Raw genomic sequence first — 14,472 nt, 5'->3', positions numbered from 1 at the left:
GCCGAATCGGTCGAGCATCCGTGTTAGCTCCGACGATCTCACGTCCGGGCCCCGCGGTCCAGCGCAGTTCCCGGCGGCCGGGCCCGGAAACGTAGACTGTCCGACGTGCTGATCGGTTCGCATGTCAGTCCGCAAGACCCGCTGGCCGCAGCGGAGGCCGAGGGCGCTGACGTTGTACAGATATTCCTCGGCAACCCGCAGAGCTGGAAAGCCCCCAAGCCCCGCGAGGACGCGGCCGTACTGAAGGCCGCGGCGCTGCCGATCTACGTGCACGCGCCCTACTTGATCAACGTCGCGTCGGCCAACAACAAGGTACGGATTCCGTCGCGCAAAATCTTGCAGCAGACCTGCGACGCGGCCGCCGACATCGGCGCGGCGGCCGTCATCGTGCACGGTGGCCATGTCGCCGACGACAACGACCTCGACGAGGGTTTTGTGCGCTGGCGCAAGGCGCTGGACCAGCTGGAATCCACCGTGCCGGTGTATCTGGAAAACACCGCCGGCGGCGACCACGCGATGGCTCGCCACTTCGACACCATCGCCAGGCTGTGGGATGTCATCGGCGACAGCGGAATTGGCTTCTGCCTCGACACCTGCCACACCTGGGCGGCCGGTGAAGCTCTGGTGGGTGCGGTCGAGCGCATCAAGGCCATCACCGGCCGGATCGATCTGGTGCACTGCAACGACTCCAAGGACGAGGCCGGCTCGGGTCGGGACCGCCATGCCAACCTGGGCACCGGCCAGATCGATCCCGACTTGCTGGTCGCGGTGGTCAACGCCGCCGGGGCGCCGGTGATCTGTGAAACCTCCGACGAGGGTCGTAAGGACGACATCGCGTTCCTGCGAGACAAGACCGCGGGCTGACGTTGCCGATCCCGCGACGCTAAAAGTGCGGCGGTGGGGGGATGAACTCCCTGGGCGGCAGGGTTGGTCTTTCCAGTCGCGTCTCGACCGGTGCGTCCGGGCCGGGGACGGCAGTACCCGGTTGTCCAGGGTCAGCCGGCGGCGGATCGGCGCTCGCGGCTGTGGCACCGAAGCCCGAGGCGGCGATCCCGAGAGCACCCGTTAGCAATGAACCGGCGATTAGCCGCTTGATCCTCACGTGAGACAGCTTAGAGGCCCGCATATCAACCCGTATTACACCTCTTGTGCGGTTGTTGGAAAAATGTAATATAAGCGGCATGTCAGACACGCATGTCGTCACCAACCAGGTTCCTCCGCTCGAGAACTACAACCCCGCGACGTCACCGATGCTCGTCGAGGCCCTGATCCGCGAGGGCGGCCAGTGGGGCATGGAGGAGGTGCACGCGGTCGGGGCGTTGTCGGCCAGTCACGAGGCCCAGCGCTGGGGCGAGCTCGCCGACCGCAATCAGCCCATCCTGCACACCCACGACCGCACCGGGCACCGTGTCGACGAGGTCGAGTTCGACCCGGCCTACCACGAGTTGATGCGTGCGGCGATCGCGCACGGCATGCACGCGGCGCCGTGGGCCGACGACCGCCCGGGCGCGCATGTGGTGCGCGCCGCCAAGACGTCGGCCTGGAACGTCGAGCCGGGCCACGTCTGCCCGATCTCGATGACGTACGCCGTCGTCCCGGCGCTGCGCTACAACCCCGAGCTGGCGGCCGTTTACGAGCCGCTGCTGACCAGTCGCGAGTACGACCCGGAGCTCAAGCTGGCCACCACGAAGGCCGGCATCACCGCAGGCATGTCGATGACCGAGAAGCAGGGTGGCTCCGACGTGCGCGCCGGGACCACGCAGGCGACTCCCAACGGCGACGGCACCTACAGCCTGGTCGGTCACAAATGGTTCACCTCGGCGCCGATGTGTGACATCTTCCTGGTCCTCGCGCAGGCTCCCGGCGGCCTGTCGTGCTTCATGTTGCCGCGCATCCTGCCCGACGGCACCCGCAACCGGATGTTCTTGCAGCGCCTCAAGGACAAGCTCGGCAACCACGCCAACGCCTCGAGCGAAGTCGAATACGACGGCGCTACGGCCTGGCTGGTCGGCGAGGAGGGCCGCGGCGTGCCGACCATCATCGAGATGGTCAATCTGACCCGCCTGGACTGCACCCTGGGCAGTGCCACCAGCATGCGGACCGGGCTCACGCGCGCCATCCATCACGCCCAGCACCGGAAAGCGTTCGGCGCGTATCTGATTGACCAGCCGCTGATGCGCAACGTGCTGGCCGACCTGGCCGTGGAGGCCGAGGCCGCCACGATCGTCGCGATGCGGATGGCCGGTGCCACCGACAACGCGCTGCGCGGCGACGAGAAGGAAGCGCTGCTGCGCCGGATCGGCCTGGCGGCCAGCAAGTACTGGGTGTGCAAGCGTTCCACCCCGCACGCTGCCGAAGCGCTGGAATGTTTGGGCGGCAACGGTTATGTCGAAGAGTCCGGCATGCCGCGGCTGTACCGCGAGGCACCGCTGATGGGCATCTGGGAAGGATCCGGCAATGTCAGTGCGCTGGACACCTTGCGCGCCATGGCAACTCGGCCCGAATGCGTCGAGGTGCTGTTCGCCGAGCTGGACGAGAGCACGAGCCAGGATCCGCGGCTGGGCAGCCATGTCGAACGGCTGCGCCAAGACCTGAGCGACCTGGAGACCATCGCCTACCGCGCCCGCAAGGTCGCCGAGGACATCTGTCTGGCCCTGCAGGGCTCGCTGCTGGTGCGCCACGGCCATCCCGCCGTGGCCGAGGCATTCCTGGCGACCCGCCTCGGCGGTGCGTGGGGCGGCGCGTTCGGCACCATGCCGACCGGACTCGATCTGGCACCCATCTTGGAGCGGGCGCTGGTAAAGGGCTGAGCCACAACATGAACCGCGCCGTCGACAATAGAGAAATGAGCGATGAGGTGGGGGCACCACCCGCTTGCGGGGGAGAGCGGCGCCCGTGACACACGCGATCAGGCCGGTCGATTTCGACAATCTGAAAACGATGACCTATGAGGTCACCGACCGGGTTGCGCGGATCACCTTCAATAGGCCGGAAAAGGGCAACGCGATCGTCGCGGACACCCCGCTGGAACTCTCGGCGTTGGTCGAGCGCGCCGACCTCGATCCAGGAGTGCACGTCATTCTGGTATCCGGTCGCGGGGAAGGCTTTTGCGCGGGCTTCGACTTGTCCGCCTACGCCGACCGCACCGGCTCGGCCGGCGGCACCGGCGCCTATGAGGGCACCGTGCTGGACGGTAGGACCCAGGGCATCAACCACATGCCGGATCGCCCGTGGGATCCGATGATCGATTACCAGATGATGAGCCGGTTCGTGCGCGGGTTCTCCAGCCTGATGCACGCCGACAAGCCGACGGTGGTCAAGATCCACGGGTACTGTGTGGCCGGCGGCACCGATATCGCGCTGCATGCCGACCAGGTGATCGCCGCCGCCGACGCCAAGATCGGCTACCCGCCGACCCGGGTGTGGGGTGTGCCGGCGGCAGGCCTGTGGGCCCACCGCCTCGGTGATCAGCGCGCCAAACGTCTTCTGTTCACCGGGGATTCGATCACCGGTGCACAGGCCGCCCAGTGGGGGCTGGCGGTCGAGGCCCCGGACCCGGAAGACCTCGACGAGCGCACCGAACGGCTGGTCCAGCGCATCGCGGCGGTTCCGGTCAATCAGCTGATCATGGTCAAACTCGCGCTGAATTCCGCTCTGTTGCAGCAGGGTGTGGCCACCAGCCGGATGGTGAGCACGGTATTCGACGGTGTCGCCCGGCATACCCAAGAGGGACATGACTTCGTCGCCGACTCCGTCGAGCACGGTTTCCGCGAAGCGGTGCGGCATCGCGACGAGCCGTTCGGCGACTACGGCCGGCGCGCCTCCGGAGTGTAGCCATGCCGAACATGACGGCCCGGTCGGTGGTACTGAGCGTGCTACTCGGCGCGCACCCCGCCTGGGCGACCGCGAGCGACTTGATCAGGCTGACAACCGATTTCGGGATCAAGGAAACGACGCTGCGGGTCGCGCTGACCCGCATGGTCGGTGCCGGCGATCTGATTCGCTCGGCCGACGGGTACCGGCTCTCGGATCGGCTGCTGGCCCGCCAGGCTCGCCAGGATGAGGCGATGCGACCGCACACCCGGGCCTGGCACGGAGACTGGCACGTCGTGATCGTCACCAGTGTGGGCACCGATGCCCGCACCCGGGCCGCGCAGCGAGCCAGCATGTACCGCAAGCGTTTCGGTGAACTTCGCGAGGGCGTCTGGATGCGGCCCGACAACCTGGACCTCGACTTGGAGCCCGACGTAGCCGATCGGGTCCGGGTGCTCAAGGCTCGCGACGACGCACCCGAGCAGCTGGTCGCCGAACTGTGGGACCTGCCCGCATGGTCGCAGGCCGGGCAACACTTGGTCGACGAAATGGCCGCGGCCTGCGACATTCCCGGCCGATTCATGGTGGCCGCGGCGATCGTGCGGCACCTATTGACCGACCCGATGCTGCCCGCCGAACTGCTGCCCGACGATTGGCCGGGCGTGCGGCTGCGCAGTGTCTACCACGACTTCGCGACCGAGTTGTTGGACCGGCGCGATACAACTCAACTTCTGGAGGTGAGATGACCGATCCGGTGCGAGTGGAGCGTAAGGGCCCGGTGACGACGGTGATCCTGAACCGGCCGGCCGCGCGTAACGCCGTGAACGGCCCGACGGCCGCAGCGCTGTACGAGGCTTTCGACGAGTTCGACCGCGACGATTCCGCGTCGGTGGCCGTGCTGTGGGGCGACGGCGGAACCTTCTGTGCGGGAGCCGATTTGAAGGCATTCGGCACGTCGGAGGCCAACTCGGTCCACACGACCGGTCCCGGCCCGATGGGCCCGTCGCGAATGATGTTGTCCAAACCCGTGATTGCCGCGGTGAGCGGCTACGCCGTCGCGGGGGGACTGGAGCTGGCTCTCTGGTGCGACATGCGGGTGGCCGAGGAGGATGCCGTGTTCGGGGTGTTCTGTCGTCGCTGGGGAGTGCCGTTGATCGACGGTGGCACCGTGCGGCTGCCGCGCCTGATCGGGCACAGCCGGGCAATGGACATGATCCTGACCGGCCGCGGTGTCAAAGCCGACGAAGCGCTCGCGATGGGACTGGCTAATCGCGTTGTCCCCAAAGGCGAATCGCGACAGGCCGCCGAGGAGTTGGCCGCGGAGTTGGCCGCCCTGCCCCAGCAGTGCCTGCGAGCGGACCGGCTTTCGGCATTACAACAGTGGGGCCTGTCGGAATCGCAGGCAATGGAACAGGAATTCGCCAGTATCGCCAAAGTTGCCGCGGAAGCCAACGAGGGAGCCGGGCGGTTCGCGGCCGGCGCCGGGCGGCACGGCGCGCCGGCTAGCTAGCCGGTCAGCTCGCCTTGTTGATGGTGTTGCCTGAGCCGAGGTTGTCGACCTTCGGTTCACCATCCTTGTAAGTGATCGTGTTGTCGAGCCCCAGCACCGTAATGCGGGTATCGACCTTGTCGATGGTGATCTTGTTGTTGGCGCCGCCGACATTGACCGTCTGGCAGTTGCCGGTGACCGTCAGGGTGTTGTTGGAACCAGCGACATTCAGCGATTTGCCGGTGGCGCAGTCAAGGGTGGCCGTCGTCCCCATCGAGCCGTAGTTCAGGGTGTTCCCGATTTCGACGGACGCCGTGGTGCTTTCGCTACCCGACGTCGTCGGCGCGGCCGCGCCCGTGGTCGTGGTGGTTGTGCTGCTCTTCGTCGACGAGCTGGGGTTTCCCGGAGGGTTAGCGGTCGAACTGCAACCGGACAGCACTACTGCCGCGACGGCGAGTACCGCGAGCCGCGGCGATCGGTCAGTGATGTGGACGCGCAATGTGTTCCCCTCCTCGGTGTCCCCAACTGGAAGTCGCGGTGACTCAGGCAGGCACCTGCTGCAGCCGGTTTACCATTCCCAGTTCCCGGCCGCGGTCCCAGAGGATCGGCGAACCGTTGTGAAAGAAGACGGTCTGGTCGTAGCCGTACACCGTGATGTCGTGCGTGACCGAGTCCGCGATGATCGTGTTGCCAGAGCCCATCACCGTCACCGCCCAGCAGTTGCCGAGCGCGTTGACCGAATTCCCGGTGCCGTTGACGATCAGGGTTCCGTCGTTGCAATCCAGGGTTTGCGTGGTGTTCTGCCCAATGACGTGCGTGTCGCCGTTCTTGGCGTGCGCGGCGGGCGGCGCCGCGGCGAGCGCGGCCGCAATCGCGATGACACAGGTTGCAAGCGACCCGGTGACGGTTCTCCGGTGCACCGCGGCCCCCTTCGTGTCGGCGGGTATCTGCTGGACTGAGCCTACGTGCATTTGCCTGCTGGATGGCAAATAATTTTCCCCCGGCCAACTGCGAGCCGCTCGGGTTACGTCCGAGTAGATTGGCGACTCTGTCAACTAGAGTCATTAGTTGACCTTCACCTATTCACCGCAATCGAGGGGCGACCGCCATGGCAGTTCATCCGGAACAGCCGACGGCGGGAGGGCGCCAGCGTGGCGGCAGGTCCGGATCCCGGCCGGGAAAGCTGAGCCGGGACGGCATCGTCGATGGCGCACTGACCTTCCTGGACCGCGAGGGCTGGGACTCGCTGACCATCAACGCGCTGGCGACACAGTTGGGCACCAAGGGGCCGTCGCTCTATAACCACGTGGACAGCCTGGAGGACCTGCGTCGCGCCGTTCGCATCCGGGTCATCGACGACATCATCATGATGCTGAACCGGGTTGGGGAGGGGCGGGCCCGCGATGATGCGGTGCTGGTCATGGCCGGCGCTTACCGCAGCTATGCCCATCACCACCCCGGGCGGTACTCGGCCTTCACCCGGATGCCGCTGGGCGGCGATGACCCTGAATACACCGCGGCAACCCGGGGTGCGGCCGCGCCGGTGATCGCGGTGTTGTCCTCGTATGGCCTCGACGGGGAGGAGGCGTTTTTCGCCGCGCTCGAATTCTGGTCCGCCCTGCACGGATTTGTCTTGCTGGAAATGACCGGTGTCATGGACGACATCGACACCGATGCACTGTTCACCGAAATGGTGTTGCGGCTGGCAGCGGGCCTGGACAGGCGCACCGCGCCGGGCGGCGCCGCGTCGAAATAGCCGTCCACCGCGAGCGCGCGTCGGGCTGGGCGGTTGCGTCCAGCGGCCGCTTTGACCTGTTCGACCAGCGGCGGGTATTGTGGTGGCTCGTGCCTGGCGGCTTACGGCGCCTGACGTAAGGAAGTGGATGCCGGGCGAATTCGCATGTCCACCACGTATCGGATGACTCCGGTGCTGAGCGGGTGCGACACACCCGGCCGCGGGGTAGTGCGGTGGGGAAAAACTGCAGTACAGAGACTTAACAGCAGCAAGAAGACTTCGAACACAGAAAGCCAGTAGATGCCAACCATTCAGCAGCTGGTCCGCAAGGGTCGCCGCGACAAGATCGCCAAGGTCAAGACCGCGGCCCTGAAGGGCAGCCCGCAGCGCCGTGGCGTATGCACCCGCGTGTACACCACCACCCCGAAGAAGCCGAACTCGGCACTTCGGAAGGTCGCGCGCGTGAAGCTGACGAGCCAGGTCGAGGTCACCGCCTACATCCCGGGTGAGGGCCACAACCTGCAGGAGCACTCGATGGTGCTGGTGCGTGGCGGCCGGGTGAAGGACTTGCCCGGTGTGCGCTACAAGATCATCCGCGGTTCGCTGGACACCCAGGGTGTCAAGAATCGCAAGCAGGCTCGCAGCCGTTACGGCGCCAAGAAGGAGAAGAGCTAATGCCGCGCAAGGGGCCCGCGCCGAAGCGTCCGCTGGTCAACGACCCGGTCTATGGATCGCAGCTGGTGACCCAGCTGGTCAACAAGGTCCTGCTGCAGGGGAAGAAATCGGTCGCTGAGCGCATTGTTTATGGTGCGCTCGAGCAGGCTCGCGATAAGACCGGTACCGATCCGGTGATCACGCTCAAGCGCGCTCTCGACAACGTCAAGCCCGCCCTGGAAGTGCGTAGCCGCCGCGTGGGTGGTGCGACCTACCAGGTGCCCGTCGAGGTGCGTCCGGACCGGTCCACCACGCTGGCGCTGCGCTGGCTTGTCAGCTTCTCCCGGGCCCGTCGGGAGAAGACGATGATCGAGCGGCTGGCGAACGAGATCCTGGACGCCAGCAATGGCCTCGGGGCTTCCGTCAAGCGGCGTGAGGACACCCACAAGATGGCCGAGGCCAACCGCGCCTTCGCGCACTATCGCTGGTAGAGCCCGAACGGGCGCCAAACTGGCAGCGTGGCCGGGCGTAAACCGACAGCGAACTAACAACGCAATCGAAAGAGTGGGAAGACTTCTGTGGCACAGAAGGACGTGCTGACCGACCTGACCAAGGTCCGCAATATCGGCATCATGGCGCACATCGACGCCGGCAAGACGACGACGACGGAGCGCATCCTCTACTACACCGGTATCAGCTACAAGATCGGTGAGGTCCACGACGGCGCTGCCACCATGGACTGGATGGAGCAGGAGCAAGAGCGCGGGATCACCATCACCTCCGCCGCCACCACCTGCTTCTGGAACGACAACCAGATCAACATCATCGACACCCCCGGGCACGTCGACTTCACCGTCGAGGTGGAGCGCAGTCTGCGCGTGCTCGACGGTGCTGTTGCCGTGTTCGACGGCAAGGAGGGCGTCGAGCCGCAGTCCGAGCAGGTGTGGCGTCAGGCCGACAAGTACGACGTGCCGCGGATCTGCTTCGTCAACAAGATGGACAAGATCGGCGCCGACTTCTACTTCTCGGTCCGCACGATGGAAGAGCGCTTGGGCGCCAACGTCATTCCGATCCAGCTGCCCGTCGGCTCCGAGGGCGACTTCGAAGGCGTCGTCGACCTGGTCGAGATGAAGGCCAAGGTCTGGAGCGCCGAAGCCAAGCTCGGCGAGAAGTACGACGTCGTCGACATCCCGGCCGACTTGCAGGAAAAGGCCGACGAGTACCGCACCAAGCTGCTCGAGGCCGTCGCCGAGACGGACGAGGCGCTGCTGGAGAAGTACCTGGGCGGCGAAGAGCTCAGTGTCGCCGAGATCAAGGGCGCCATCCGCAAGCTGACCATCAGCTCGGAGGCCTACCCGGTGCTGTGCGGCAGCGCGTTCAAGAACAAGGGCGTGCAGCCGATGCTGGACGCGGTCATCGACTACCTGCCCTCGCCGCTGGACGTGCCGCCGGCCGTCGGCCACGCGCCGGGCAAGGAAGACGAGGAGATCACCCGCAAGCCGTCGACCGACGAGCCGTTCTCGGCGCTGGCCTTCAAGGTCGCGACGCACCCGTTCTTCGGCAAGCTGACCTACGTCCGGGTGTACTCGGGCAAGGTCGACTCCGGCAGCCAGGTCATCAACGCCACCAAGGGTAAGAAGGAGCGGCTGGGCAAGCTGTTCCAGATGCACTCCAACAAGGAGAACCCGGTGGAGACCGCGTCGGCGGGCCACATCTACGCGGTGATCGGCCTCAAGGACACCACCACCGGTGACACCTTGAGCGACCCGAACCAGCAGATCGTGCTCGAGTCGATGACCTTCCCCGACCCGGTCATCGAGGTGGCCATCGAGCCCAAGACGAAGAGCGACCAGGAGAAGCTGTCGCTGTCGATCCAGAAGCTCGCCGAGGAAGACCCGACCTTCAAGGTGCACCTGGACCAGGAGACCGGCCAGACCGTCATCGGCGGCATGGGCGAGCTGCACCTGGACATCCTGGTGGACCGCATGCGCCGCGAGTTCAAGGTCGAGGCCAACGTCGGTAAGCCGCAGGTGGCCTACAAGGAGACCATCAAGCGGGCGGCCAACAACGTCGAGTTCACCCACAAGAAGCAGACGGGTGGCTCGGGCCAGTTCGCGAAGGTGATCATCAACCTCGAGCCGTTCACCGGCGAGGACGGTGCGACCTACGAGTTCGAGAACAAGGTCACCGGTGGTCGCATCCCGCGGGAATACATCCCGTCGGTGGACGCGGGTGCCCAGGACGCCATGCAGTACGGCGTGCTGGCCGGCTACCCGCTGGTGAACCTGAAGGTCACCTTGCTCGACGGTGCCTACCACGAGGTTGACTCCTCGGAAATGGCGTTCAAGATCGCAGGTTCACAGGTGCTGAAAAAGGCTGCGCAGCAAGCCCAGCCGGTGATCCTCGAGCCGATCATGGCGGTCGAAGTGACCACACCCGAGGACTACATGGGTGACGTGATCGGCGACCTGAACTCCCGCCGTGGCCAGATTCAGGCCATGGAGGAGCGGGCGGGTGCGCGCGTCGTTCGGGCGCACGTCCCGCTGTCGGAGATGTTCGGCTATGTCGGCGACCTGCGGTCCAAGACACAAGGCCGGGCGAACTACTCCATGGTGTTCGACTCGTATGCCGAAGTCCCGGCGAACGTCTCGAAGGAGATCATCGCCAAGGCGACGGGCGAGTGAACACCAGCTCGGAGTAACCTAGCCCGGTTACCACCGCGGCACTTACAACAACATCAACACTGCTTTTCAAAAGCACCAATCAGTCCAGGAGGACACACAAGTGGCGAAGGCGAAGTTCGAGCGGACGAAGCCGCACGTCAACATCGGGACCATCGGTCACGTTGACCACGGCAAGACAACCCTGACCGCGGCGATCACCAAAGTCCTGCATGACAAGTACCCGAACCTCAACGAGTCGCGCGCCTTCGACCAGATCGACAACGCGCCCGAGGAGCGTCAGCGCGGTATCACGATCAACATCTCCCACGTGGAGTACCAGACCGACAAGCGTCACTACGCCCACGTCGACGCCCCGGGTCACGCCGACTACATCAAGAACATGATCACCGGTGCGGCCCAGATGGACGGCGCGATCCTGGTGGTCGCCGCGACCGACGGCCCGATGCCGCAGACCCGCGAGCACGTGCTGCTCGCGCGTCAGGTCGGGGTGCCCTACATCCTGGTAGCCCTGAACAAGGCCGACATGGTCGACGACGAAGAGCTGCTCGAGCTCGTCGAGCTGGAGGTCCGCGAACTGCTGGCCGCCCAGGAATTCGACGAGGAGGCCCCGGTCATCCGCGTCTCGGCGCTCAAGGCGCTCGAGGGTGACGCGGAGTGGGTCAAGTCCGTCGAGGACCTGATGGACGCCGTCGACGAGTCGATTCCGGACCCGGTCCGCGAGACCGACAAGCCGTTCCTGATGCCCGTCGAGGACGTCTTCACGATCACCGGCCGTGGCACCGTGGTCACCGGTCGTGTCGAGCGCGGCGTGATCAACGTGAACGAGGAAGTCGAGATCGTCGGCATCAAGCCCACCAGCACGAAGACCACGGTCACCGGTGTGGAGATGTTCCGCAAGCTGCTTGACCAGGGCCAGGCCGGCGACAACGTCGGGCTGCTGCTGCGTGGTATCAAGCGTGAGGACGTCGAGCGCGGTCAGGTTGTGGTCAAGCCCGGCACCACCACCCCGCACACCGAGTTCGAGGGCAGCGTCTACATCCTGTCCAAGGACGAGGGCGGTCGGCACACGCCGTTCTTCAACAACTACCGTCCGCAGTTCTACTTCCGCACCACCGACGTGACCGGTGTGGTGACGCTGCCGGAGGGCACCGAAATGGTGATGCCCGGTGACAACACCAACATCTCGGTGAAGCTGATCCAGCCCGTCGCCATGGACGACGGTCTGCGGTTCGCCATCCGCGAGGGTGGCCGCACCGTCGGCGCCGGCCGGGTCGTCAAGATCATCAACTAGTTCGCACAGCACCAGGCCCGGACTCGCCGATCTCGGCGGTCCGGGTCTTGTGCTTTCTGGCCCGCCCGAAAGCTGCACACCTGGTCAGCGAATTTCCGGTAAGATCTTGCGATGTCCAGTCTGAAATTGACGGTTCGGGAATTTGACCGTCTTGGCCTGGCCGGGAGGTTCGGATGTCGTTCGTAAATGCGACGCCGGAGTATGTGGCGGCCGCGGCATCAGACCTGGAAAAAATCGGTACGGCGATCAACTACGCCAACTCGATGGCCTCCGGCGCGACGTCGGTTGTTCAGGCCGCCGGCGCCGACGCGGTTTCGGCGAGCATCTCGCACCTGTTCGGCGTGCACGCGGCGGCCTATCAGGCGATCAGCGCGCAGGCGGCGTTGTTCCACAACCAGTTTGTGCAGCTCATGAGCGGTGGGGCGCAGCAATATGCGGACACCGAGGTCGTCAACGCCGAGCCGTTGACGGTCGCCCCGCAGGCGGTGGCGGGTGCGGCCAATGTATCCGGCCAGGCAATGAGCAGTCAGCAGTTCATCGGCGCCGCGGCGCAGGCGGGCGGCGTGGCATCCGGGGCCCCGGTGGCAGCGGCGGTGCAACCGGCCGCAGCGGCGCCGGCCGCCGTGGCGACGCCCACGGTCGCTCCGGCAGCGGCTACCGTCACGCCGATGGCGGCAACCACCACGGCGGCGGCCCCGGCCGGGTCTTCGGCAACGGCGCCCCACTCAGAAACGTCGGCGTATGCAGCGGCGGCGGCGCCGACAGCAGCGGCGGCTCCCGCAGCGACGGCAGCCGACGTCGCCGGCCCGGCGACCGCCGCTACCGCCCCGGCGGATGCAGCGGCCGCGGAATTGTCGTCTGCCACGATGCTGCCCGCGGCGATGCCACTGTCTAACGGGCCGGCCATGGCGCCGCCGCCCACCTCTCCCAAAGGCGCACCACCGAAGCCGTCGCGCTGACTGCCAGCGCCGATGCCCGCACGCCGGCTATGGATACGGCGCACGCGACAGCGCTAATCTGACACGAACCTTCCGGGCGAGGCGAGGAGAAACACGTGTTGGCGCGGTATCTGAAGACACAGTTGGTCGTTTTGCTGTGCGGTGGTTTGGTCGGGCCGATCTTTCTGGTCGTCTACTTCACCCTGGGGCTGGGCAACCTGCTGCAATGGATGTTCTACGTCGGCCTACTCATCACCGTGGCCGATGTCCTCATCGCGCTCGCGCTGACCAACTACGGTGCGAAATCGGCGGCCAAATCCGCGCTGCTGGAACAGCACGGGGTGCTGGCGCTCGCCCAAATCGTCGGGCTCTCCGAGACGGGAACCCGGATCAACGACCAGCCGCTGGTGAAGGTCGACCTGCACATCGAGGGACCCGGCTTCACGGCGTTCGACAGTCAGGACCGCGTCATCGCCAACGTCACCCGGTTGGGCAACCTCACCGCGCGAAAGCTCGTGGTACTGCTTGACCCTACGACACAGGAATACCAAATCGACTGGGAGCGAAGCGCTTTGGTCAACGGGCTGGTGCCCGCACAGTTTACGGTGGCCGAGGACAACCGAACCTATGACCTCAGCGGGCAAGCCGGGCCGCTGATGGAGATCCTGCAGATCCTCAAGGACAACAACGTTGCGCTCAACCGGATGGTCGATATCCGGTCGAACCCGGCGCTGCGCGAACAGATCCAGGCGGTGGTGCGCCGCGCCGCCGCCCAGGCGCCGGCGGCACAGGGGGCTCCGGCCGGGGCGGCACCGGTCGCCACGCCGCCGCAGGCCTCGATCGCCGATCGGCTCCAACAGCTCGAGACACTGCGCGCCAGTGGCGCTTTGACCGACGACGAATACAACGCACGCCGGACCCAGATCATCTCGGAGATCTGAGCCCGTTCGCGTCGGCGAACCAAGTTAGAACACGTTTCAGTTTCGCTGCTAGCCTGTGATTCGGCGAAAGGGGCGTGCCGTGTCGGGACGTGAAGGATCACTGCAGGGACGGGTGGCATTCGTTACCGGCGCCGCTCGCGCGCAAGGGCGCGCGCACGCGGTGCGGCTGGCCCGCGAGGGTGCCGACATCATCGCGCTCGACATCTGCGCGTCGGTGTCGGACACCGTGACGTACCCGCCGGCCACCCCCGAAGATCTCGGTGAGACCGTCCGCCTGGTGGAGGCCGAGGGCCGCAAGATCCTGGCTCGCGCCGGCGACATTCGCGACGACCCCACCGTGCGTCAGCTGGTGGCCGACGGCGTGGAGCAGTTCGGCCGGCTCGATGTCGTGGTGGCCAACGCCGGTGTGCTGGGCTGGGGCCGGGTCTGGGAACTCACCGACGAGCAGTGGGACACCGTGATCGGGGTCAACCTGACCGGCACCTGGCGCACCCTGCGCGCCGCGATCCCCGCGATGATCGAGGCCGGCAACGGCGGATCGATTGTGGTGGTGAGCTCGTCGGCCGGCCTGAAGGCCACCCCCGGCAACGGCCACTATTCGGCCAGCAAGTTCGGGTTGACCGCGCTGACCAACACACTGGCGATCGAGCTCGGCGAATACGGTATCCGGGTCAACTCGATCCACCCCTACTCGATCGACACCCCGATGATCGAACCGGAAGCGATGATGGAGATCTTCGCCAAGCATCCCCGCTTCGTGCACAGCTTCCCGCCAATGCCCATGCAGTACAAGGGATTCATGGCGGCCGAAGAGGTTTCCGACGTCGTCGCCTGGTTGGCCGGCGACGGCGCGGCCACCGTGACGGGCATGCAGATCCCCGTCGATAAGGGCGCCCTAAAGTACTGAGCGTCCCGCGTGCTATGAAC

Annotated in this window: 15 protein-coding genes; 13 read left to right on the top strand and 2 right to left on the bottom strand. The window is 65.9% G+C overall.

The window, feature by feature from the left end; all coding sequences use genetic code 11:
- Nucleotides 1-105 precede the first annotated feature (105 nt).
- The 5 genes from AAHS21_RS01045 (at nt 106) to AAHS21_RS01025 (ending at nt 5,323) form a co-directional block, all read left to right on the top strand.
- Nucleotides 106-864 carry a deoxyribonuclease IV gene (locus AAHS21_RS01045; RefSeq protein WP_342925886.1) on the top strand — a complete coding sequence of 253 codons (759 nt, stop codon included), beginning with the start codon at nt 106-108 and terminating at the stop codon, nt 862-864.
- Between the two features lie 317 nt (nt 865-1,181).
- The gene (locus tag AAHS21_RS01040; RefSeq protein WP_342925885.1) at nt 1,182-2,810 is read left to right on the top strand and encodes an acyl-CoA dehydrogenase family protein; all 1,629 of its coding nucleotides are present in this window, start codon (nt 1,182-1,184) and stop codon (nt 2,808-2,810) included.
- Between the two features lie 85 nt (nt 2,811-2,895).
- Nucleotides 2,896-3,834 (top strand): crotonase/enoyl-CoA hydratase family protein, encoded by a 939-nt coding sequence (locus AAHS21_RS01035; RefSeq protein ID WP_342925884.1) that lies wholly within the window; start codon nt 2,896-2,898, stop codon nt 3,832-3,834.
- Between the two features lie 2 nt (nt 3,835-3,836).
- Nucleotides 3,837-4,559: a PaaX family transcriptional regulator C-terminal domain-containing protein gene (locus AAHS21_RS01030; RefSeq protein ID WP_342925883.1), complete on the top strand. Its 723-nt coding sequence runs from the start codon at nt 3,837-3,839 to the stop codon at nt 4,557-4,559.
- A complete protein-coding gene (locus AAHS21_RS01025) occupies nt 4,556-5,323 on the top strand; it encodes a crotonase/enoyl-CoA hydratase family protein (RefSeq protein WP_342925882.1) in 768 nt (255 codons plus the stop codon). Before AAHS21_RS01030 ends, AAHS21_RS01025 begins: the two co-directional genes overlap by 4 nt.
- Nucleotides 5,324-5,327: 4 nt before the next feature.
- Here AAHS21_RS01025 and AAHS21_RS01020 read toward each other — a convergent pair whose 3' ends face one another.
- Nucleotides 5,328-5,801: a DUF3060 domain-containing protein gene (locus AAHS21_RS01020; protein ID WP_342925881.1), complete on the bottom strand. Its 474-nt coding sequence runs from the start codon at nt 5,799-5,801 to the stop codon at nt 5,328-5,330.
- Between the two features lie 43 nt (nt 5,802-5,844).
- On the bottom strand, nt 5,845-6,222 hold the full coding sequence (locus tag AAHS21_RS01015) for a DUF3060 domain-containing protein (protein ID WP_342925880.1): 378 nt from the start codon (nt 6,220-6,222) through the stop codon (nt 5,845-5,847).
- Nucleotides 6,223-6,410: 188 nt separating this feature from the next.
- On the opposite strand from AAHS21_RS01015, the gene AAHS21_RS01010 reads away from it, so the two are divergent.
- From AAHS21_RS01010 to AAHS21_RS00975, 8 genes are all read left to right on the top strand, one after another.
- Nucleotides 6,411-7,058: a WHG domain-containing protein gene (locus AAHS21_RS01010; RefSeq protein ID WP_342925879.1), complete on the top strand. Its 648-nt coding sequence runs from the start codon at nt 6,411-6,413 to the stop codon at nt 7,056-7,058.
- Between the two features lie 279 nt (nt 7,059-7,337).
- On the top strand, nt 7,338-7,712 hold the full coding sequence (gene rpsL / locus AAHS21_RS01005) for a 30S ribosomal protein S12 (RefSeq protein ID WP_007167812.1): 375 nt from the start codon (nt 7,338-7,340) through the stop codon (nt 7,710-7,712).
- The gene (gene rpsG / locus AAHS21_RS01000) at nt 7,712-8,182 is read left to right on the top strand and encodes a 30S ribosomal protein S7 (protein ID WP_096284731.1); all 471 of its coding nucleotides are present in this window, start codon (nt 7,712-7,714) and stop codon (nt 8,180-8,182) included. The genes rpsL and rpsG overlap by 1 nt, the downstream gene beginning before the upstream one ends.
- Before the next feature lie 87 nt (nt 8,183-8,269).
- The gene (fusA, locus tag AAHS21_RS00995; protein WP_342925878.1) at nt 8,270-10,375 is read left to right on the top strand and encodes an elongation factor G; all 2,106 of its coding nucleotides are present in this window, start codon (nt 8,270-8,272) and stop codon (nt 10,373-10,375) included.
- A 100-nt stretch (nt 10,376-10,475) separates the two neighbouring features.
- Complete coding sequence (gene tuf, locus AAHS21_RS00990) at nt 10,476-11,666, top strand: elongation factor Tu (RefSeq protein WP_036466681.1); 1,191 nt, start codon at nt 10,476-10,478, stop codon at nt 11,664-11,666.
- 173 nt (nt 11,667-11,839) lie between these two features.
- Complete coding sequence (locus AAHS21_RS00985) at nt 11,840-12,625, top strand: PE family protein (RefSeq protein WP_342925877.1); 786 nt, start codon at nt 11,840-11,842, stop codon at nt 12,623-12,625.
- 95 nt (nt 12,626-12,720) lie between these two features.
- Complete coding sequence (locus AAHS21_RS00980; RefSeq protein WP_342925876.1) at nt 12,721-13,545, top strand: SHOCT domain-containing protein; 825 nt, start codon at nt 12,721-12,723, stop codon at nt 13,543-13,545.
- A gap of 79 nt (nt 13,546-13,624) precedes the next feature.
- Nucleotides 13,625-14,452 (top strand): mycofactocin-coupled SDR family oxidoreductase, encoded by an 828-nt coding sequence (locus AAHS21_RS00975; RefSeq protein ID WP_342925875.1) that lies wholly within the window; start codon nt 13,625-13,627, stop codon nt 14,450-14,452.
- The last annotated feature ends 20 nt before the right edge of the window (nt 14,453-14,472 follow it).

Origin of the sequence: Mycobacterium sp. 050272, assembly GCF_039023525.1 — a bacterium.
In the GTDB taxonomy this organism is placed as follows: Bacteria; Actinomycetota; Actinomycetes; order Mycobacteriales; family Mycobacteriaceae; genus Mycobacterium.
Note: the sequence above shows the minus strand (reverse complement) of the source record. Positions and strands in the feature narration are given on the sequence as shown.